General features: G+C 69.4%; 17 protein-coding genes. 10 read left to right on the forward strand and 7 right to left on the reverse strand.

What is annotated here, in order from left to right; genetic code table 11:
- Positions 1–66: 66 nt before the first annotated feature.
- Positions 67–420, reverse strand: coding sequence for a nuclear transport factor 2 family protein (locus FLX08_RS22425; RefSeq protein ID WP_142620986.1), 354 nt, complete (start codon positions 418–420; stop codon positions 67–69).
- A 21-nt stretch (positions 421–441) separates the two neighbouring features.
- Positions 442–1,299: a hypothetical protein gene (locus FLX08_RS22430; RefSeq protein ID WP_142620988.1), complete on the reverse strand. Its 858-nt coding sequence runs from the start codon at positions 1,297–1,299 to the stop codon at positions 442–444.
- Positions 1,300–1,445: 146 nt separating this feature from the next.
- Here FLX08_RS22430 and FLX08_RS22435 point away from each other — a divergent pair, with 146 nt between their 5' ends.
- Both FLX08_RS22435 and FLX08_RS22440 read left to right on the forward strand, forming a co-directional pair.
- Positions 1,446–1,793, forward strand: coding sequence for a CU044_2847 family protein (locus tag FLX08_RS22435; protein WP_142620990.1), 348 nt, complete (start codon positions 1,446–1,448; stop codon positions 1,791–1,793).
- Positions 1,790–5,941 (forward strand): nSTAND1 domain-containing NTPase, encoded by a 4,152-nt coding sequence (locus FLX08_RS22440; protein ID WP_142620992.1) that lies wholly within the window; start codon positions 1,790–1,792, stop codon positions 5,939–5,941. Before FLX08_RS22435 ends, FLX08_RS22440 begins: the two co-directional genes overlap by 4 nt.
- 126 nt (positions 5,942–6,067) lie before the next feature.
- On the opposite strand, the gene lysA is transcribed toward FLX08_RS22440, so the two are convergent.
- Together lysA and FLX08_RS22450 are read right to left on the reverse strand one after the other, a co-directional pair.
- A complete protein-coding gene (lysA, locus tag FLX08_RS22445; protein ID WP_142620993.1) occupies positions 6,068–7,396 on the reverse strand; it encodes a diaminopimelate decarboxylase in 1,329 nt (442 codons plus the stop codon).
- Entirely contained in the window at positions 7,393–7,860 is a 468-nt protein-coding gene (locus FLX08_RS22450; protein ID WP_142620995.1) for an Lrp/AsnC family transcriptional regulator, read from the reverse strand. Before FLX08_RS22450 ends, lysA begins: the two co-directional genes overlap by 4 nt.
- A 294-nt stretch (positions 7,861–8,154) precedes the next feature.
- Between FLX08_RS22450 and FLX08_RS22455 the strand changes: the two genes are divergently transcribed.
- Positions 8,155–10,068: an APC family permease gene (locus FLX08_RS22455; RefSeq protein ID WP_167530533.1), complete on the forward strand. Its 1,914-nt coding sequence runs from the start codon at positions 8,155–8,157 to the stop codon at positions 10,066–10,068.
- Between the two features lie 56 nt (positions 10,069–10,124).
- Here FLX08_RS22455 and FLX08_RS22460 read toward each other — a convergent pair whose 3' ends face one another.
- A complete protein-coding gene (locus FLX08_RS22460; RefSeq protein ID WP_142620999.1) occupies positions 10,125–10,337 on the reverse strand; it encodes a hypothetical protein in 213 nt (70 codons plus the stop codon).
- Complete coding sequence (locus FLX08_RS22465; RefSeq protein WP_142621001.1) at positions 10,337–10,603, reverse strand: SAV_915 family protein; 267 nt, start codon at positions 10,601–10,603, stop codon at positions 10,337–10,339. The genes FLX08_RS22460 and FLX08_RS22465 overlap by 1 nt, the downstream gene beginning before the upstream one ends.
- Before the next feature lie 390 nt (positions 10,604–10,993).
- On the opposite strand from FLX08_RS22465, the gene kdpF reads away from it, so the two are divergent.
- From kdpF to FLX08_RS42970, 5 genes are all read left to right on the forward strand, one after another.
- Positions 10,994–11,083: a K(+)-transporting ATPase subunit F gene (kdpF, locus tag FLX08_RS22475; RefSeq protein WP_051762724.1), complete on the forward strand. Its 90-nt coding sequence runs from the start codon at positions 10,994–10,996 to the stop codon at positions 11,081–11,083.
- Positions 11,083–12,744: a potassium-transporting ATPase subunit KdpA gene (gene kdpA / locus FLX08_RS22480; RefSeq protein ID WP_142621003.1), complete on the forward strand. Its 1,662-nt coding sequence runs from the start codon at positions 11,083–11,085 to the stop codon at positions 12,742–12,744. The genes kdpF and kdpA overlap by 1 nt, the downstream gene beginning before the upstream one ends.
- Positions 12,744–14,888 (forward strand): potassium-transporting ATPase subunit KdpB, encoded by a 2,145-nt coding sequence (gene kdpB / locus FLX08_RS22485; protein WP_142621005.1) that lies wholly within the window; start codon positions 12,744–12,746, stop codon positions 14,886–14,888. Before kdpA ends, kdpB begins: the two co-directional genes overlap by 1 nt.
- Positions 14,889–15,761 carry a potassium-transporting ATPase subunit C gene (locus tag FLX08_RS22490; protein WP_142621007.1) on the forward strand — a complete coding sequence of 291 codons (873 nt, stop codon included), beginning with the start codon at positions 14,889–14,891 and terminating at the stop codon, positions 15,759–15,761.
- Positions 15,762–15,992: 231 nt separating this feature from the next.
- Positions 15,993–17,630: a cellulose binding domain-containing protein gene (locus FLX08_RS42970; protein WP_142621009.1), complete on the forward strand. Its 1,638-nt coding sequence runs from the start codon at positions 15,993–15,995 to the stop codon at positions 17,628–17,630.
- A gap of 124 nt (positions 17,631–17,754) precedes the next feature.
- Here the strand turns inward: FLX08_RS42970 and FLX08_RS22500 are convergent, their stop codons facing one another.
- On the reverse strand, positions 17,755–18,171 hold the full coding sequence (locus FLX08_RS22500) for a DUF6223 family protein (RefSeq protein WP_244312811.1): 417 nt from the start codon (positions 18,169–18,171) through the stop codon (positions 17,755–17,757).
- A 261-nt stretch (positions 18,172–18,432) separates the two neighbouring features.
- Between FLX08_RS22500 and FLX08_RS22505 the strand changes: the two genes are divergently transcribed.
- Both FLX08_RS22505 and FLX08_RS22510 read left to right on the forward strand, forming a co-directional pair.
- On the forward strand, positions 18,433–19,686 hold the full coding sequence (locus tag FLX08_RS22505) for a sensor histidine kinase (protein ID WP_142621011.1): 1,254 nt from the start codon (positions 18,433–18,435) through the stop codon (positions 19,684–19,686).
- On the forward strand, positions 19,683–20,375 hold the full coding sequence (locus tag FLX08_RS22510; RefSeq protein WP_142621013.1) for a response regulator transcription factor: 693 nt from the start codon (positions 19,683–19,685) through the stop codon (positions 20,373–20,375). Before FLX08_RS22505 ends, FLX08_RS22510 begins: the two co-directional genes overlap by 4 nt.
- Positions 20,376–20,412: the final 37 nt, after the last annotated feature.

Genomic DNA, 20,412 nt, shown 5'->3' on the forward strand with positions numbered 1-20,412 from the left:
CACGCCGGCCTTTCGCATGCCGCCGGTGCGAGGCCCCCGCTGTCGCCCCCGGTCACCCGGACCTGCTCAGACGGCCGGCCGATAGAAGAAGGTCCGGCGGCGGTGGATCCGACCGTCGTGGAACTCGAACCAGTCGGCGAAAAGTTCGTTCAGCGGTGCGCCCTCCCTGGACACGCCGCTGAAGTGACCCCAGCAGAAGCCCTGGAGCCCGCCGCTCATCACGGAGCGCAACTCGTGGACTCCCGCGCCGATCGGACGCTTCGCCTGGTAGAAGTCACAGAGATCGTCCACGCCGTTGATCTCGGGGAACCCTGGACGGTCATAGGCGACGTCGCTTGTGACCAGTGTCCTGAGCGTGGCCCAGTCACTCGCGTCGATCGTCGAGAAGAGTGTTCTGATGAGCTTTTCGTGGGGGTCCATCGCGCCTCCTTCCGAGGCACCTCAATCGGACGCGGGGACAACGTCGGGGGGTTGCAGGTCCGTTTCCGTCAGCGTTCTCAGCTGCTGATGGTCCATGTCCCGGAACCACGACATGAAGTGCCGGACGAAGAGACCCTCCGGGTCGGTGATGATGAAAATCCCCATGATCTGGACGGCGTCCTGATCACGCAGTTTCGGGGCGTGTTTGTGAATCTGCCAGATGATCGAGCCGCCGTCCTCGTGTTTGACCAGGACGAAAGACGTGGGGAGAGTTGCTCGAACCTCGGCGACGCGCAGGCGCTGCGCTCCCCATTTGGAGCTGTGCCTGGCGATGCTCCGGTAGTGATGCAGGTAGGCGGGCGTGAGTTGTTCGGCGAGGTGTCCGGGGCTGCGGTCGCCGTTGCCGTCGGACTGGATGATCCGGTGATAGGTCACCTCACCGAACCGCCTTTCGAACTCGCTGAGGTAGGCACGTTGGATATGCGTCCACCGCGGATCGTTGGACGCCTTGAACACCTCCACATAGGAATTGACGGCATAGATCTGGGCGCCGCGCGGGGCTCTGCGGATGACTTCGCCCGCATCACGGTGCAGCCTTTCGATGTCCTCGGCGCGGTCGGCCTTGTAATAGGTCGCCTTCAGCCGGGACTCGCCGTTGGCGAGGGAGTGCACCGCTTCCTGCAGCTGCGCCACGCTCAAGGGCAGTTGCCGGACGATGTGCTGAAGCGCGACCAGGAGTGCCAGGCCCGACACCGCAAGCAGCCCGACCGCCGTCCACCCGGCCGCTCCGAGGGGGGAGCCGACAAGGATGACCACCGAACCTCCCAGGGAGGCGGCGTGGACCACCAGCAACGTGACGGCGAACGCCGGAGAACGCATGGGGGAGCCTCCGAGGATGGCCGGTGCGGGGTCCGATCACCCACATCGCGTGAATCACATTGTACGTAATACCGCAACCCCTCTCTCGTCCGGAGCGTTTACCGATTACCGTTGATATCGGGATCTGTGGGACATTCGGAGGCAAGGTGAGTTCAACCCAGGTTCGCATTCCGCTCGGAGACGGACAATCCGGCACTAGTAACTATCTAATAGCCGAAATAGACGCAAATGACGCGCTGGAGCTGGCCTCTTCGGGTATCGACGGAAGGCTGGAAGAGGCTTCGCGGTCGCTGTCAGCGGCTCTGGACGACATCAGACCCGTCATCGAAACGATAATGACGAAACTCCAGACGGCCGCTCGCCCGCCCAAGGAGATCCAGGTGGAGTTCGGCCTGAAGTTCGGCGGTGAGTTGGGGTTGATCTTCACGAAGGGAACCGCCGAAGCGTCGTTCAACGTCACGATGACCTGGGCTCCACCGAATCCGGCCTCATGACCGGAAGCGGATCCCGGCCGGAACGTGCGACGGTCCGCATCCTCGCAGACGGCAAACGGCCTGTGGGCCTTGGCTTCCTGGTCGGTCAGAAACAGATCGTGACATGCGCGCATGTCATCAACTCGGCGCTCGGCCGGGAACGGCGTGAATCGGCCGGACCCCCGGATGGCACTCTGATCTTCGTCGACTTTCCGCTCGGGGGCGACGGTCGCCACAGCCACGTCCGTCCGGCGGCGATCGTCAGGTGGCGGCCGGACGGTGTCCACCCCTTCGAGTGGAGCGACGTCGCCGGCCTGGAGCTGCTGGAGCCGCCGCCTCCGTCGACTGCCCCGGCCAGGCTTCGCGTGTCCAGTAGCCCGGCCGGGACATCCGTCCAGGTATGGGGTTTCCTGCATGACCGGCGAATGATGGGGCACGTCACCGGCGAGCTTCTCGGGGCGGCCGACCCCGTTCGCAGCCAGGTCGATCAGCGAATCACATCACGTATGACGGCCGCGCCCGGGTTCAGCGGGGGGCCGGTCTGGCACACGGACAGCGGTGAGGTCGTGGGCATGCTCCAGGCCATCGCCGGTGACCAGCAGATCTACATGATCGGACTGCATGCGCTCGCCGCAGCCTGGCCCGCAGTCCTTCACCGGCCGCCCCGCAATCCCTACCGTGGGCTGTTGCCCTTCGAAGAGCCGGACGCCGAGCTGTTCTTCGGCCGCGCCGACTTCGTCGAGCAACTCGTCGATGACGCCAGGTCCCGCAGGCTGCTCGCCGTGACGGGCCCTTCGGGCTGCGGGAAGTCGTCCGTGGTGAACGCGGGGCTCATCCCCCGGCTCCGCCGTGAATCCTCGGTGCACGCTGTGCGCCTCCGGCCGGGAGACCTGCCGATGTTCGCGCTGGCACGTGAGTTCGCCGCCGCCGAAGGCCGCGACATCCAGGTCCAGCAGTCCCAGATCGAGCAGTGGCGTTCTCGCCTGCTGGAGCTGGGCCTGCGGGACGCGGGGCGCCGGCTGGCGATCGGGCTGAGCGTGGATCGGCTGGTCGTGGTGGTCGACCAGGCCGAGGAGGTTCTCACGCGCTGCAGCGACATAGAGGAACGTTCCGCCTTCCTCGACCTGCTGGCGGAGACCGCCACCGAGCTGAGGCCGTCGGAACAGGCCGACGTCACCGTCGTCCTGACCATCCGGGAGGAGCACTTCGGCGGTCTGCTCCAGCACCAACGCCTCGGTGGGTATCTTCAGATGCGTTCCCGGGTGCTGCGTGCGCTCTCCGATGTGGACCTCCGAACCGCCATCACCGAACCCGCACGCCTGGCCGATCCCGAACACCCCGTGGTGTGCGACGAGGACCTGATCGAAGCGCTCTGCGTGGATTTCGGCCGGCAGCCGGGACGCCTGCCGCTCCTCCAGTTCGTGCTGCACAGCATGTGGCCCCTCCAGGACCCACCGCGGCGGCTGACGCGGAAGACCTACGACGACATGGGCGGGGTGAGCGCCCTTTCGAAGTACGCCGACGAGGTCATCGACAGCCTCCCGAAACGACAGCGAGACGCGGCAGAGCGGATTTTCACCATGCTGGTCACTCCGGGCACGAGCGACTATGCACAACCGGTGCGCCAGGACCGGCTCTCGCCGGACGACCTGGAGGTGGCCGGGATCCTGCACGACAAGCGGCTGGTGACCTTCAACGGCGAGACGGTCGAAGTCGTCCACGAGGCGTTGCTCCGCGGTTGGGATCGCCTGCAGGATTTGCTGGCACGGGACAGCGAGGTCCTCGCCATGGTGGGGGTGATCCAGGGCTACAAGTCCCAATGGGAGGAACACAACCGGGATCCCAAATTCGTGTTGCCCGCGCCGCTGCTCGATCGCGCCTTCCAGGTGGTGGAGGAGCATCCGCACCATGCGATGGACGTCATGCCCTACGTCGTCCACAGCATGGAGGTGCACCGTGAGGAACAGCGCAACCAAGAGCGCCTTCTCGCGTACAACGAGGCGACGCGCCTGGCCGAGCAATCCGAGTTCGCCCGGTTCTCCCCGACGGAGACCCCGACCGCGGCGCTGGAGCTCGCCATCCGCTCCCTGCGGCGCATGCCCCTGTTCAAGGGGGATCGGGCACTGCGCGAGGCGCTCGCCAACACGACGAAGCCCGGACTTCGCCTTGAGCACGACGACGCCGTGCGCTGCGTGGCGTACAGCCCCGAGGGATCCCATCTCGCGACGGCGGGCTTCGACGGCACTGTATGCGTGTGGGAGGCGGCCACCGGACGGGCGCGAGTGACCATCCGGAACGCGACGGCCGTCTGGTCGATCGCCTTCAGCCCCGACGGGAAACTCCTCGCCACAGGTGGTCACGAGGATCAGGCGAAGATCTACGACGTGTGGACGGGAAGGCCCATCGCCTCGCTGCCGCACAGCGACACCGTATGGGCCGTGGACTTCAGCCCGGACGGCCGATTCCTCGCCACCGCGTGCGGCGACGGAAAGGCACGGTTGTGGGACCCCAGTGGCGGGCGTCTGGTCGCGACGATGGCGCACGACGACGTCGTGCGCAATCTGGCGTTCCACCCCAAGGGCAGCGTGCTCGCGACTGCGAGCGCTGACGCGACCGTGGGCCTCTGGACCGTCCCCACCGGCGCGGAGATCGCGCGGCTGCCTCACGACGGATGGGTCCGTGCTGTGGTCTTCAGCGCCGACGGCGCGCTCGCCTCGGCCAGCCGCGACGAGCGGGCGCGGATCTGGACGGCGGAAAGGATCAACAATATCGTCGCGACCGAGGGGCGAACCCGCATCCAGGAAGAGAACCGGCTCAAGCACGGCGGCTGGGTTCGCACCGTGGCCTTCAGCCCGGACGGCAGCCTTCTCGCCACCGCCGGCCGTGACGGAAGTGCACGCATCTGGGACGCGCAGAGCGGAACACCGATCCAGCACCTGCACCATGAAGGCTCAGTGGAGAGCATCGCCTTCAGTCCTGATGGCACCCGGCTCGCCGTCGCCGGGGACAGCAGGACCGCGTACGTCTGGGACGCGCGTACGGGAAACGAAGCCGCACGGGTCACGCATGACGGACCGGTCAACTGGGTGGTCTTCAGCCCGGACGGGGCCAAGCTGGCCACCGCCGGCGCCGATGCGTCGGCCTGTGTGTGGAATGTCCACGCCTCGGATGAGATCGCACGCCTGACGCATGACTCCTGGGTCGAGGCGGTCGCCTTCGATCACCGGGGCACTCGGGCGGCCACGGCATGCTATTGCGGCGAAGTCCAGGTCTGGGATGTCGCGTCGGGAACCAGCATGTCCGGCTACTCCCACACGGGACCTGCGCAGTCCGTGGCGTTCTCCCCTGACGGAAGGGTGCTCGCCAGCGCGGGTGCCGACGGCTACGCCCGCGTGCGGGAACTCGACACGGGCCGTGAGATCGCGGAGCTACCGCATCCCGACTGGATAAGAAGCATCGCGCTGAGCCCCGACTCACGCCTGCTCGCTACAGGTGGCGCCGATCGGATCGCTCGCATCTGGGAGATCGAGACCGGGAACTTCATCGCGCGGTTCCCCCACGACGACACGGTATGGGGTGTCGAGTTCAGCCCGGACGGGAAGCTGCTGGCCACGGCCTGCGCGGACAGGTGCGCACGCGTGTGGTCGATCGCCGATGGTGAGGTCCGCAGAGTGCTGCGGCACACCGACATCGTCTGGGGTGTCAGCTTCGCACGAGGGGGAACGAGGCTGGCCACGGCCAGCGGCGAATTCGCGCGCATCTGGTCGGTTCACGGGGAAGATGCCCCATTGCGCATCCGGCACGACGCCGTGGTGGAGTCGGTGGCCTTCAGCCCTGACGGCAGCCACCTCGCGGCAGGGTGTCAGGACGGTGATGTACGAATATGGTCCGTGCGTGGCGCCCAGGGGCCGTCCGAGGTGGCACGAGTGAGGCACGAAGAAGCCGTGTGGGGCCTGTCCTTCAGCCCGGACGGCCAGTATCTCGCCACGGCCAGCCGGGACAGCACGGCCCGCATCTGGCCGGCGACCTCGACCGCCCTGATCGAACTCGCGACCCGGCATCTCGCTCGGCCGATCCCCGAGGACGACCGACCACGGCCGACGCGCGCGACGGGGGTCCGCAGCACCCGTACGACGTGGGCGGTCACCCGCAGGTGGTCGTCGCCGTAGGTGTCCGCGTCGTGGGTCAGGAGCGCGCCGACGATCGCACTGGTCGCGCAGGCGACGATCATCAGGAGTGCGGCGGCGAGGACGCGTCCGGCCGAGGATGTGCGCACGATGCCTCCCAGGCGGGCGTCAGAGGCCGACATCGCGGCGCAGCAGGTCCTCGAGGCCCTCGCGGCGGACGACGAGGCGGGCCTTGCCCCGGCTCACGGCGACGACCGGCGGGCGCCCGGTCATGTTGTACGTCGAGGCCATCGAGTGGTTGTAGGCGCCGGTGGCGGCGACGGCGAGCACGTCGCCGGGGTGGATGTCGGCGGGCAGCGCGGCGGCCTCGGCCAGCATGTCCCCGCTCTCGCAGTGGTGGCCGACCACGGTGAAGTCGCGCGCGCCCTCGTGCGTCGTCCGGCCGATCATGCGCATCTCGTACCGCGAGCCGTACATCGCGGGCCGGGGATTGTCGCTCATGCCTCCGTCGACCGCGACGTACGTGCGGCGCAGCCCCTTCTTGACCGCGATCACCCGATAGAGCGTCACACCGGCGGGCCCGGCGACGGCCCGCCCGGGTTCGACGGTCAGCCGCGGCGCCGGCAGGCCGATGCCGGCGCAGCGCCCCTCGACGGTCGCGGCCAGCGAAACGAGCCGGGCTGGAGCCAGGCCGGCCTGCCCGCTCGTGTAGGCGATCGCGTGACCGCCGCCGAGATCGAGCTGGGGAAGCGTCACCCCGTGCGCGTCGCGGATCCGTGCGAGCTGGTCCACCAGCACGCGTGCGCACTGCTCGTACGGCTCGACCGCGGTGATCTGGGACCCCAGATGGCAGTGCAGGCCGACCAGCTCCAGGCGTGGCTGGTGGAGGATCCGGTTCACCGCCTCCCGCGCCCCACCGGCCGCTATCGACAGCCCGAACTTGTGGTCCTCCCCACCGGTGCGGATGGCGGCGTGCGCCCCGGCTTCGATGTCGGGAATCACCCGCACCAGCACCTTCTGCCTCATCCCTGCGGGGACGAGCGCGGCGAGACGGTTGATCTCGGCGAGATCGTCGATGACGATGCGGCCGACCCGCTCCTCCACCGCCGCGCGCAGGTCCGCCGGGGTTTTGGCGTTGCCGTGGAAGATGATCCGGTCCGCGGGGAAGCCGGCGGACCTCGCCACGGCAAGCTCACCGGCCGAGCACACGTCGAGGGCGAGCCCCTCATATCGGACCCAGGCGGCCATCGCGCGGCACCAGAAGGCCTTCGCGGCGTACGCGACCTCGGCCCGGGGCAGCGCGGCGCGGTAGGCGCGGCAGCGCAGGCGCACGTCGGCCTCGTCCATGACGTACGTGGGGGTGCCGAAGCGCTCGGCCACCTCCATCAGGTCGACGCCGCCGACCTCGGCGTGCCCACCGGGGCCGAAGCGCGCGGTGGCCGGCCAGGGGCCGTGGGCCGTCTCCGTCGTACGCGGAGGTGGGATCAGCAGGCTCATCTCGTTCTCTTCTCCGCCAGGAGCGCCTGGCCGAGTCCGGTGACCGTTCGGGTCACGATCTGGGTGAAGGTGGTGTCGGCGCCCGCCTCGCGGAGCGTCGCCACCGCCAGTTCGAGGTCGTCCATGCTCCGGCAGGCCACCCGTACCTCGATGTCGGCGTCGCCGAGCAGGACCAGCGCGCTCAGCACCGCGGGTATCTCGCGCAGCCGCCGCTCGTAGGTTCCGCAGGTCACGCCGTGGCGCAGCCGGACGCGTACGAGGGCCTGGATCGGCCGGCCCAGCGCCGCCGGGTCCACCTCGACGCGGATGGCGGCCAGCGCGCCGCTGTCGCGCAGCCTGCGCAACCGGACGGAGACCGTGCTGTCGCCGAGCGCGAGGTCGCGGGCGAGGGCCCGCACCGGAGCGCGGCCGTCCCGGGCGAGCGCCTGGAGCAGCGACCGGTCGACGTCGTCGAGCGTTTTCACCGCACACCGCCTTCCTGAACAGCCCTGCCACGCTGAACGGGCAAACAACCCCGAAAGGGACACACGACACGCTAAGCATGGAACACCCCATGAATGGGCGATCCTGACGCGATTCCTACGGCGGGCCCGTCGAATCCGACGCCCGATTGACGTTCGTCACCGGCCGTCCCGTCGTCACGGAGCGTGGTCGGACGACTTCCGCTCTTGACGCGTTCTTGACGCCCTGACCTCGTCGTTCGCGGTGATTGCGCCAGTAGTGTGCATGCGTTCATTGACGCGATGTTGATACCGGAGGTGGCCAGGTTGGGGCGTTCTGTCGCCACGCCCACGGGTCCCGTGCGCACCTGGTTGCTCGAAGGTCTCCAGACCGATCGCAAGGAGATCGAGCACGGGCCGCACGCGAAGCACTCGTGGTGGCGCGTGATGTGCCTGACGGGTGTGGACTATTTCTCCACGCTCGGCTATCAGCCGGGGATCGCGGTGCTCGCGGCAGGGTTCCTGTCGCCGCTCGCCACGGTCTTCCTGGTCGCGCTCACACTGCTCGGCGCGCTGCCGGTCTATCGCCGGGTGGCCGCCGAGAGCCCCTACGGCCAGGGCTCGATCGCGATGCTGGAGAAGCTGGCGCCGCAGTGGTGGGGCAAGCTGTTCGTCCTGGCCCTGCTCGGGTTCGCGGCCACGGATTTCGTCATCACGATGACGCTGTCGGCCGCCGACGCGACCGCGCACATCCTGGAGAACCCGTTCGCGCCGCACTGGATCCAAGGGCAGCGGGTGCCCGTCACCCTGTTCCTGCTGGCCATGCTCGGCGGGGTGTTCCTGATGGGCTTCACCGAGGCGATCGGCGTCGCGGTGATCCTCGTCCTCGTCTATCTCGGGCTCAACGCCGTCGTCGTGTTCACCTCGCTCGTCCACGTGCTCCAGGCGCCGCAGGTGGTCGTCGACTGGACCCACGCACTGAACGCCGGCTACAGCGGCCCAATGGCCATGATCGGCCTCTCGCTGCTGGTCATGCCGAAACTCGCGCTGGGCATGTCGGGCTTCGAGACCGGCGTCGCCGTGATGCCCGTCGTCAGGGGCGACGTACGGCAGCGCATCAAGGGTGCCAAACGGCTGCTCACCGTGGCCGCGCTCGTCATGAGCGTCTTCCTGATCTTCTCCAGCTTCGTCACGACCACGCTGATCCCGCACGAGGAGTTCGAGGAGGGCGGCAAGGCGAGCGGCCGTGCGCTGGCCTATCTGGCGCACACGTTCCTCGGCGAGTGGTTCGGCAGCGTGTACGACGTCTCCACGATCGCGATCCTGTGGTTCGCGGGCGCCTCGGCCATGGCGGGCCTGATCAACCTGGTGCCGCGCTACCTCCCCCGATATGGCATGGCGCCCGAATGGACCGGCGCGGTGCGGCCCCTGGTGCTCGTCTTCGCGGCGATCGCGTTCGCCATCACGATCATCTTCGACGCCGACGTGGACGCCCAGGGCGGCGCGTACGCCACGGGCGTGCTGGTGCTGATGCTGTCGGCGGCGGTCGCGGTGACGCTGTCGGCGTTCAGGAAGGGCCAGGCGGCCGCCGCGACCGGCTTCGGGCTGATCGCGGCGGTCCTCGCCTACACGCTGGTCGACAACGTGGTCGAGCGGCCCGACGGCGTGAAGATCGCCTCCTTCTTCATCGCCGCGATCATCATCACCTCGGTGATCTCCCGGGCCACCCGTTCCACTGAGCTACGGGTCACCGAGGTCGACCTGGACCCGCTGGCCGAGCAGTGGGTGAACGAGGCCGCCGGCCTGATCCACCTGATCGCCAACGAGCCCCATGAACGTGACCAGGACGAATACCACGACAAGCTCCGCGAGCAGTGGATCAACCACCGGCTGCGCAGCGACGAGCCGGTGATGTTCGTCGAGGTCACCGTGCCGGACGCCTCGGAGTTCGAGACGGACCTGCACGTCCGGGGCGAGGAGCGCTACGGGCACAGGATCCTGCGGATCGAGAGCTCTGCCGTGCCCAACTCGCTGGCCGCGCTCCTGCTCCACCTCCGCGACCGCACCGGCGCGGTGCCGCACATCTACTTCCACTGGGCCGAGGGCAATCCCGTGCTCGCCATGCTGCGCTACCTGGTGTTCGGCGGCGGCGACGTGCCCCCGCTCACCCGCGAGGTGCTCCGCAAGGCGGAGCCGGATCTCGAGCGCAGGCCCCACGTCCACGTCGGCTGACACCGCCGCTCGGCGTACTCGTTTGCGCCGGGTCCGTGTCCGCGGAGCCTTCGAACTCAGTGAGCGGCGACGACCGGGTCGCGTCGTGGCGGCGTTGTTTCGCCGTCATCGCCGTCATCGCCGTCATCGCCGTACGGCGGGTCCTGCCGGCCGAGGTCGCGCGGGAGACCGAAGCGGTTCTCCTCCCGGCGGGAAAGCGGGTTCCCGGCCGTCGGCGGCTCTGTGAACTGGTCGTCTTGGTCGTCGAGGTTCTGGTGGAGGATGCACATCACGCGGTCCTGGAGTTCGGCCGGCTCATCATGCCGGCGGGGTCGATCACGATGCCGATCACGCCGAGATCCTTGATCATGCTCCGCAGCGCGGGCTCGCTCAGGCGGACCCAGCCCTGGTCGCTGCCCAGCGCCTTCGTCAGCCGGAGCGGCGAGGTGAAGGCCACCGCCGTCCGCGTGCCCGCAGGCGTCCGGAACAGGCGTAGCGCCAGGGAGAACGAACTGCGGCGGACCGGCACATATAAGGGATCTTCGAGCATTGTCATGCCTTCCAGAGGGAGCTACGAAGGCGACGTTAGGTGCCATGCGACCAGCGGGAACGCCGTCGCTACGGAATCCCGACGCCCTGCCGCCGAAAGCTGACGCGACGTTGATGCGTCGCCGCGATCCGGGGCCCGTCTCGCGCAGGGCTGCAGGGCTCTGTCCAGCGGGCCGCCGCGTAGAGGCGGCGTAGAGGTTCCGGCGCTCGGCGTAGGGAACGCATCAAGAACACCAAGACCCCTCGAACCTGGCGCTTTGCTGGTTAATGGCCGTCTGTCCGGCGGCCGGGCAAGCATCCGGATTTGAGGAAGTGAGATGGCTGACGTCATCTTCGTCGCCCTGACAGTCGCGATATTCGCGATCTGCGGGCTCGTGGTGAAGGCGGTGGAGCGCCTGTGAGCGCTGTCAACGCCGTGGGTCTGGTCGTGGCCGCCGGTCTGGTGATCTTCATGGTGGCGGCCCTGCTGTTCCCGGAGCGTTTCTGATGTCGCCGACCACGGCCGGGATCCTGTTCATCGGATCCCTCGTCGTCGCCCTGGTGCTGACGCACCGGCCGCTCGGCGACCACATGTACCGCGTCTACAGCGGCACGCGGCACCTGGCCGTCGAACGAGTGATTTTCCGGCTCATCGGGGTCCGGCCGGACGCCGGGCAGCGGTGGAGCGTCTACGCCCGCAGCCTGCTCGCCTTCTCGGCCGTCTCGATCCTGTTCCTGTACGCCTTCCAGCGTCTGCAGGACAAACTGCTGCTGAGCCTGGGCTTTCCCGGGGTGACGGACCACGTGGCGTGGAACACCGCGGTCAGTTTCGTCACCAACACCAACTGGCAGGCGTACTCGGGGGAGTCCACGATGGGCCACCTGGTGCAGATGGCCGGCCTGGCGGTGCAGAACTTCGTGTCGGCCGCCGTCGGCATGGCCGTGGCGATCGCCCTGGTGCGCGGCTTCGCCCGCAAGCAGACGGACGAGCTCGGCAATTTCTGGGTGGACCTGGTCCGCGGCACGGTCCGCATCCTGCTGCCGATCGCGTTCGCCGGAGCGCTCCTCCTGGTGGCCGGCGGCGTGATCCAGAACTTCGCGGGCGTCCACGAGGTCGCCACGCTGACCGGGGGCACGCAGAGCATCACCGGCGGGCCGGTGGCCAGTCAGGAGGTCATCAAGGAGCTCGGCAACAACGGCGGCGGCTTCTACAACGCCAACTCCGCCCACCCCTTCGAGAACGCGACCTCCTGGACGAACTGGCTGGAGATCTTCCTGATCCTCGTGCTGCCGTTCGCGCTGCCCCGCACGTTCGGGCGCATGGTGGGCGACCGGCGGCAGGGCTACGCGATCGCCGCGGTCATGGGCGTGCTGGCCTTCGCGAGCGTCGCGCTGCTCACGGGGCTGGAGATCGCGCATCACGGCACCGTTCCGCAGGCGGTCGGCGCCGCGATGGAAGGCAAGGAGGTCAGGTTCGGCGTGCCCGACTCCGGCACCTTCGCCGCGGCCACGACGCTGACCTCGACCGGCGCGGTCAACTCCTTCCACGACTCCTACACCGCACTCGGCGGCATGATGACGATGTTCGACATGATGCTGGGCGAGGTGGCGCCCGGCGGGGTGGGCGCGGGCCTGTACGGCATGCTCGTGCTCGCGGTGATCACCGTGTTCGTCGCCGGTCTCATGGTGGGCCGTACGCCGGAGTATCTGGGCAAGAAGATCGGTTCGCGCGAGATCAAGCTGGCCTCGCTCTACTTCCTGACCACACCCGCGCTCGTGCTCGTGGGCACCGCCCTGGCCATGGCCTCGCCCGAGCAGCGGGCGAGCATGCTCAACTCCGGGCCGCACGGCCTGTCCGAAGTGCTCTACGCGTTCACCAGCGCCTCCAACAACAACGGGTCGGCGTTCGCCGGCATCACCGTGAACACCCCGTGGTACGACACCGCGCTCGGGCTGTGCATGGCCTTCGGCCGGTTCCTGCCGATCGTCTTCGTGCTCGGCCTCGCCGGTTCGCTGGCCAGACAGGCCCCCACACCGGCCTCGGCGGGCACGCTCCCCACCCACCGCCCGCAGTTCGTCGGCATGGTCGTGGGCGTGACGATCATCGTGGTGGCGCTGACCTTCCTCCCCGCTCTGGCGCTCGGCCCGCTCGCAGAAGGAATCCAGTGATGACAGTGCTCCAGGCGCCGGAAGCACCGGCTCCCGCACCCGCTCCGGCGAAGGGCGGCAAGGTGGGCGGCGGTCTGCTCGACCCCAAGCAGCTCCTGACCTCCCTGCCCGACGCCCTGGGCAAGCTGAACCCCGCCACGCTGTGGCGCAATCCGGTGATGCTCATCGTCGAGGTCGGCGCGGCGTTCACCACCGTGCTCGCGATCACCGATCCCTCGTTCTTCGCCTGGGCCATCGCGGTCTGGCTGTGGCTGACCGTCGTGTTCGCCAACCTGGCCGAGGCCGTGGCCGAGGGCCGGGGCAAGGCCCAGGCCGCCACGCTGCGGGCGGCCAAGCGCGACAGCATGGCCCGGCGGCTGCCGGACCCGGGTGATCCCGGGCGTTGGGAGACGGTGGGCGCCCCCGAACTCCGGCAGGGCGACCACGTCATCGTCGAGGCCGGGGAGATCGTCCCCGGCGACGGCGACGTGGTCGAGGGCATCGCCAGTGTGGACGAGTCGGCCATCACCGGCGAGTCCGCGCCGGTGATCCGCGAGTCCGGCGGCGACCGCTCGGCCGTCACGGGCGGCACCAAGGTCCTGTCGGACCGGATCATCGTGCGGATCACCCAGAAGCCGGGGGAGAGCTTCATCGACCGGATGATCGCCCTGGTCGAGGGCGCCGACCGGCAGAAGACCCCCAACGAGATCGCCCTCAACATCCTGCTGGCCGCACTGACGATCATCTTCCTGATCGCCACGGTGACCATGCAGCCGCTGGCCATCTACTCCAAGGCGCAGAACCCCGGCATCCCCGACTCCCTGGCCCTGAACGGGCACGGCGTCACCGGCATCGTGCTGATCTCGCTGCTGGTCTGCCTCATCCCGACCACGATCGGGGCGCTGCTGTCGGCCATCGGCATCGCCGGCATGGACCGCCTGGTGCAGCGCAACGTGCTGGCGATGTCCGGCCGTGCGGTGGAGGCCGCCGGTGACGTCAGCACACTGCTGCTCGACAAGACCGGCACGATCACCCTGGGCAACCGGCAGGCGGCCGAGTTCCTCCCGGTGCCCGGAGTGCGCGTCATGGAGCTCGCGCGGGCGGCGCAGTTGTCCAGCCTGGCGGACGAGACCCCCGAAGGCCGTTCGATCGTGGTCTACGCCAAGAACACCTACGGCCTGCGCGAACGCCGGCCGGGCGAGCTGGCCCACGCCGGCTGGATTCCGTTCACCGCGCAGACCCGCATGTCCGGCGTCGACGTCGACGGGCGCCGGGTCCGCAAGGGCGCCGCGGCCGCCGTGATCAGGTGGGTGCGCGACAACGGCGGCCGGCCCTCCGAACACGTCGGGCAGCTGGTCGACGGGATCTCCGCCTCCGGCGGCACGCCGCTCGTGGTGGGCGAGGTCACCGACGGCGGCGCGGCCCGGGTGCTCGGGGTGGTCCACCTCAAGGACGTGGTCAAGACGGGCATGCGGGAGCGGTTCGACGAGATGCGCCGGATGGGCATCCGCACCGTCATGATCACCGGGGACAACCCGCTCACCGCCAGGGCGATCGCCGACGAGGCGGGCGTGGACGACTTCCTGGCCGAGGCGACTCCGGAGGACAAGCTCGCCCTGATCCGCAAGGAGCAGGAGGGCGGGCGGCTGGTCGCGATGACCGGCGACGGCACCAACGACGCCCCGGCGCTGGCCCAGGCCGACGTGGGGGTGGCGATGAACACCGGCACCTCGGCCGCCAAGGAGGCCGGGAACATGGTCGACCTCGACTCCAACCCGACCAAGCTCATCGAGATCGTCGAGATCGGCAAGCAACTGCTGATCACCCGGGGGGCGCTGACCACCTTCTCCATCGCCAACGACATCGCGAAGTATTTCGCGATCATCCCGGCCATGTTCGCCGCGGTCTATCCCGGTCTGGACACGCTGAACGTCATGCGGCTGCACAGTCCCCAGTCGGCCATCCTGTCCGCGGTGATCTTCAACGCCCTGGTCATCGTCGCGCTCATCCCGCTCGCCCTGCGCGGCGTGCGCTACCGCCCCTCCAGCGCGTCGAAACTGCTCAGCCGCAACCTCTACGTCTACGGCCTCGGCGGGATCGTCGTCCCGTTCATCGGCATCAAGCTCATCGACCTGCTCGTCATGTTCCTTCCGGGGATGTCATAAATGGAACGCCTGCCAAGCTGGATCCACCGGCACATCGCGGCGCTGCGCGCGCTTCTCGTGCTCACCCTGGTGACCGGCGCGATCTACCCGCTGCTGGTCACGGGCGTCGCGCAGGCCGTGTTCAACGGCAACGCCGACGGCTCCCTCCTGCGGGAGGGCGGCAAGGACGTGGGCAGCGCCCTCATCGGCCAGGGCTTCACCGATGCGGACGGCAACCCGATCAAGACGTACTTCCAGAGCCGCCCGTCCACGAGTGGCTACGACCCGCTGGCCTCGGGCGCGAGCAACCTCGGCCCGGAGGACGTCCTCGACACTCTCCCGGTGCCGGGCGCCAAGGACGACGAGGGGGACCCCGACACCGGCAGGCAGAGCCTGCTCACCCAGGTGTGCGCCCGTTCCAAGGCGGTCGGCGAGCTGGAGGGCGTCAGCGGGGCCAGGCCGTACTGCACGGCGGACGGCGTCGGTGCGGTGCTCAAGGTCTTCCCGGCCGCGGGCGCACCCACGAAGGTCGTCAGCGTCAACCAGGCATGCCCGGCCACGCCGTTCGTCCCGGTGTACGAAGGGGTGAAGGTCGAGTGCGGCAGGCCGGGTGAGGACTATTCCTCAGGCCGAACGGTGCCGGTGCGCGGAGACGCCCGCGCGGTCGTCCCGCCGGACGCCGTCACCGCGAGCGGCAGCGGCCTCGACCCGCACATCTCCGTGGCGTACGCCGAACTGCAGGCCCCACGGGTGGCCAGGGAGCGCGGCGTCGGCCTGGACACCGTACGAGCCCTCATCAGGCGGCACACGACCGGCAGGGCGCTCGGGTTCATGGGAGAACCCGGCGTGAACGTGCTGGAGCTCAACCTGGATCTGGACAGGCTGAAGAGATGACCTGAATGGCGCGCGGGCGGCTGCGTGTCCACATCGCGCGCTTGTCCGGGGCTCTCGCTTAACCGGTGCAGACAGATGTAACTTTCATCGGCCAGGGCCTGGCACTAACCGGTTCACCACAGGTGAGAAGGCAGGTGGGGAGATCGGGCCGAGCGGCGCGATTGCGGAGAGGGCCTCCGGGCGTATTTGGTGCAACCGCTCCCGTACGAACCGCCCGATGAGGAAGTGCTCATGAGACGAGGGTTACGCCCACTCCACCTGCTCGTGTCGCTGGCCCTGGCCCTGGCGGCGGGCATGGTGGCGTTCTCCCACACGGCCGCCGGCGCGGCGAGCTCCGGCTTCGTGCAGCGGTGTGGCATCCATTTCTGCCTGGACGGCACGACGTACTACTTCGCGGGCGCGAACACCTACGACGTGTTCACCTACGGCGGCAGCTACGGCGACACCGAGACGCAGTACATGGACAAGGCGCGCATCGACGCGCACATGGCCGAGCTGCAGGCCGACAAGGTGAGCGTGCTGCGGCTGTGGATGTTCAGCCATGAGAGCTGGCACGGGTTCGAGCCCGGCAAGGGCGTGTACAACGACCAGCAGTTCGCGCTGTTCGACTACGTCATCGAGTCCGCCAAGGCGCACGACATCCGGCTCATCCCGGTGTTCGAGAACTACTGGGAGGCGTACGGCGGCATCGACACCCGGCTGAAGTGGGAGGGCCTGAGCGGCGGGCACCCCGGGCGCGCCGTCTTCTTCGACAAGACCAAGTGTCCGGGCTGCTTCACCCAATACAAGAACTACGTCAACTACGCCCTCAACCGGACGAACCACTACAGCGGGATCAAGTACAAGGACGAACCGGCCATCTTCGCGTGGGAGCTCATGAACGAGCCCCGCTACCAGGATGTCAGCGCCGACGAGAACAAGAGCGGCGCCACCCTGCGCAAGTGGGTCGACGAGATGGCCTCCTACGTCAAGAGCATCGATCCGAACCACATGGTCGGAACCGGTCTCGAGGGGCACGAGTCGCGATATGGCTTCGGCGGCGACGAGGGCAACCCGTTCGTCTACATCCACCAGTCGCCGTACATCGACTTCACCTCGGCCCATCCCTATCCGAACGCCGGCTGGGCCAACCTCACGCTCGACCAGACCAAGACCCTCGTCGGGAAGTGGATCTCCGACTCCCATGACGTGGTGGGCAAGCCGTTCTTCATGGGCGAGTTCAACACCGAGGGGAACGCCGACCGGATCACCTGGTGGACCGCCCTCTACGCGGACTTCGAGGCGAGGGGCGGCGACGGCTCGGCCTTCTGGTGGTACCCGGACAGGAACGCCGGGGGCGACCAGCACAGCGTGAAGAGCGGAGACCCGGCGCTCGCCGTGTTCCGGGCGCACTCGGCCCGGATGGCGGCCAAGAGCGGCGGCACCACCTCGCCCTCCCCGTCTCCCAGCGTGTCTCCGTCCGCCTCGCCCAGCCGGTCGCCGTCGCCGTCTCCTTCTGCCAGCCCGTCCGTCTCCCCGTCTCCCTCTCCTTCGGCCACGCCGACGTCGGTGCCGTGCACCGTGACGTACAAGACCAACGACTGGGGGAGCGGGTTCACCGCGGACGTGACGATCGCCAACGGCACGAGCAGCGCGGTCAACGGCTGGAGCCTGATGTTCGACTTCGCCGGCAACCAGAAGATCACCAACTCCTGGAACGGCACCGCCACCCAGTCCGGCACCCGGGTCACCGTGCAGAACGCGAGCTGGAACGGCACGATCCCGGCCAACGGCGGCACGGCGAGCTTCGGCTTCCAGGCGGGCTACAGCGGATCCAACGCCGCCCCGAGCACGTTCACGCTCAACGGCGCCCCCTGCGTACGGAGGTGACCCCGCGATCGGCTCCGCCTGACGCGCGCGCTCGCGACGCCCGGAACCGACGACGACTCGCGGGGTGGTCGTCTCCGCCGAGGCGGCGCCTGGAGAACGCCCCAGGCACCGGCACGGGGTCAGGTCAGGCGGTGCGGCGGGAGCGGGCCAGAGCGAGCCCGCCGAGAAGCATGGCGATCGGCCCGGCCACCAGGTCCACCCAGCCCCCGACTATGCCGTAGCCGGTGCCGGGACCACCCTTGGCGGCGGCCACGACCAGCCCGCCGATGACCGTGCAGGTGAGCCCTGCCGCCAGGGCCACGACGGCCCCTCTTCTCCCGGTGCCGGCACCGATTCGGCCCGTGGCGCGGGCCAGAGCGAGCCCGCCGGCGACGACGCCGGCCAGCCCCAGCAGCGCGGCCGCCAGGGACCAGAGACGCCCGGCGGTCAAGGTGTAGGCACCGACCGGCTGGACCAGAACGCGCGCGGCCGCCGGTGTGGTGCGCCCCGCGATCGTTAGCAGGGCGGCCGCGGCGGCGGCCGGCAGGTGTCGGAGGGACATGGAGATCCTTTCGGTCGGACGAACGAGACCCGCGGCCCGCGCCGGACGGCGACTCGGGCCGAGGTGCCGGTGCCGAGCGCCCGGGAGGGGTCTCACGGAACCGATCGTCGCGCGGCCGGGGCGGTCAGGGCTTCCGGCAGCGGTCGGCGGCGTCTACGCGGTTCTGCGTAGCCGGCCCGGACCCAGGTGCGCCCCCGGTGGTAGGGCGCCCGCGCGTCTGGGCGGAGTGGCCCCGCACACGGGGAACCGTAGGATCGCGGCATGGAACACCGCGTGGCGTCGTTGCGCCTGCCGGCGCCGGCACAGGACGTGTTGCTCGCGCTGTTCGTCACCCTGGCACAGGTGCAGGGCACGATCGTCCGCAATGCCGGCGAGGTGGTGCAGCGTCCCCTCACCGACCTGGGAAACCTCGGATATGTCCTGCTGGTCGTGAGCGGCGTCGTCGTCGCCGTCCGCCGCCGGTGGCCGGTGCCGGTGTTCGTCACCGCCGCGCTCGCCAGCCTGGTGTACTACGGTCTCGACTTCCCCGACGGGCCGGGCTGGCTCGGGCTCTTCGTCGCCCTCTACACCCTTGCCGCCTATGGGGACGGGCGCCGGTCGCTGGTGATCGCCGGGGTGGGCATCGCCGCGCTCACCGCCGTCTGGCTGGTCGCCGCGGCCGACATCGAGCCACGCGCCGCCATCGGCTGGGTGTACTTCCGCATCGGCGCGTCGGTCATGAGCGCGGCCCTCGGCGAGTCCGTCCGGTCCCGGCAGGTCATCGCGGCCGAGGCACGGGAGCGCGCCGAGCTGGCCGAACGGACCCGCGAGGAGGAAGCGCGGGCGCGCGTGAACGCCGAACGGCTCCGGATCGCGCGCGAGGTCCACGACACCGTCGCGCACGCCATAGCGGTCATCAACGTCCAGTCCGGTGTCACCGCGCACGTGCTCGACAAGCGGCCGGAAGTGGCGCGCGAGGCGCTGCGCGCCATCGAGGAGCACAGCTCCCGGGCGTTGCGGGAGATGCGGGCCATCCTCGGGGTGCTCCGCGACGACGACGGGGACGACAACGAGGGGCGGGAGCCGTACCCCGGGCTGGGACAGATCGGTGAGCTGGCCGCCAAGGCGCGCGAGGCCGGACTCGACATCACGGTCGAGGAGGCTTCGCCCGCGACGTCGTTGCCCAGCGCGGTGGGCAGCGCCGCCTACCGGATCGTCCAGGAATCGATCACCAACGTGGTCCGTCACGCCGGCCCGACCCAGGTGACGGTGGAGCTGAACCCCGGGATCGAGGCCCTGGAGATCCGCGTGACCGATGAGGGCCGCCGCGCCGCCCCGGGTCGTGACACCGCTGACCCACGCCTGCCGGCCCGGTATCCGAGCGTCGCAAAGGCGGCCGGGCCCGGCCGCGGCATCGTCGGCATGCGCGAGCGCTGCCGGCTGCTGGGCGGAGACTTCGACGCCGGGCCGCTTCCGGGCGGCGGGTTCGAAGTCAGGGCACGCCTGCCCCTCGCGCCGACCGGGCCGCGCGCATGAACGCCGCTGACGCCTCGGCCAACGCCCAGATCAAGGTGCTGATCGCCGATGACGAGCGGCTGGTGCGTTCCGGGTTCAAGGTCCTGCTCGACATCGAGGACGACATCACGGTGGTGGGGGAGGCCACCGACGGCGCCGAAGCCGTCGAACGGGCCCGTGCCACCCGCCCCGACGTCGTCCTCATGGACATCCGCATGCCCAAGCTGGACGGGATCCAGGCGACCGCCCGGATTTCCGAGACGCGCGGGCTGGAGCAGGTGCGGGTCCTCATCCTCACCACCTACGACACCGACGAGTACGTCTTCGACGCACTGCAGGCAGGCGCCAGCGGCTTCCTGCTGAAAGACGCCGGGCCGGCCGAGCTGCTGCAGGCCATCCGGGTGATAGCGGCCGGGGACGCGCTGCTCGCGCCGCGGATCACCCGGCGCCTCATCGGCCGGTTCGCCGCGCTGCGAACGGCCGCCCGCGCCGGGGAGGACCGGCTCGCGGTGCTGACCGAGCGCGAGCGCGAGGTGCTGGCCCTGGTGGGACGGGGACTGAGCAACCACGAGATCGGCGCCGAGCTGTTCCTCAGCCCAGCCACCGCGCGCACCCACGTCAGCCGTGCGATGGCGAAGCTGGGCGCGCGCGACCGCGCGCAGCTGGTCGTCATCGCCTATCAGACAGGACTGGTCGGCCCCGCGATGTGAGGCACGGCCAGGCGTGCGGGGAGACGGCCCGATCGAG

This window comes from Microbispora hainanensis (assembly GCF_006874475.1).
In the GTDB taxonomy this organism is placed as follows: Bacteria; Actinomycetota; Actinomycetes; order Streptosporangiales; family Streptosporangiaceae; genus Microbispora; species Microbispora hainanensis.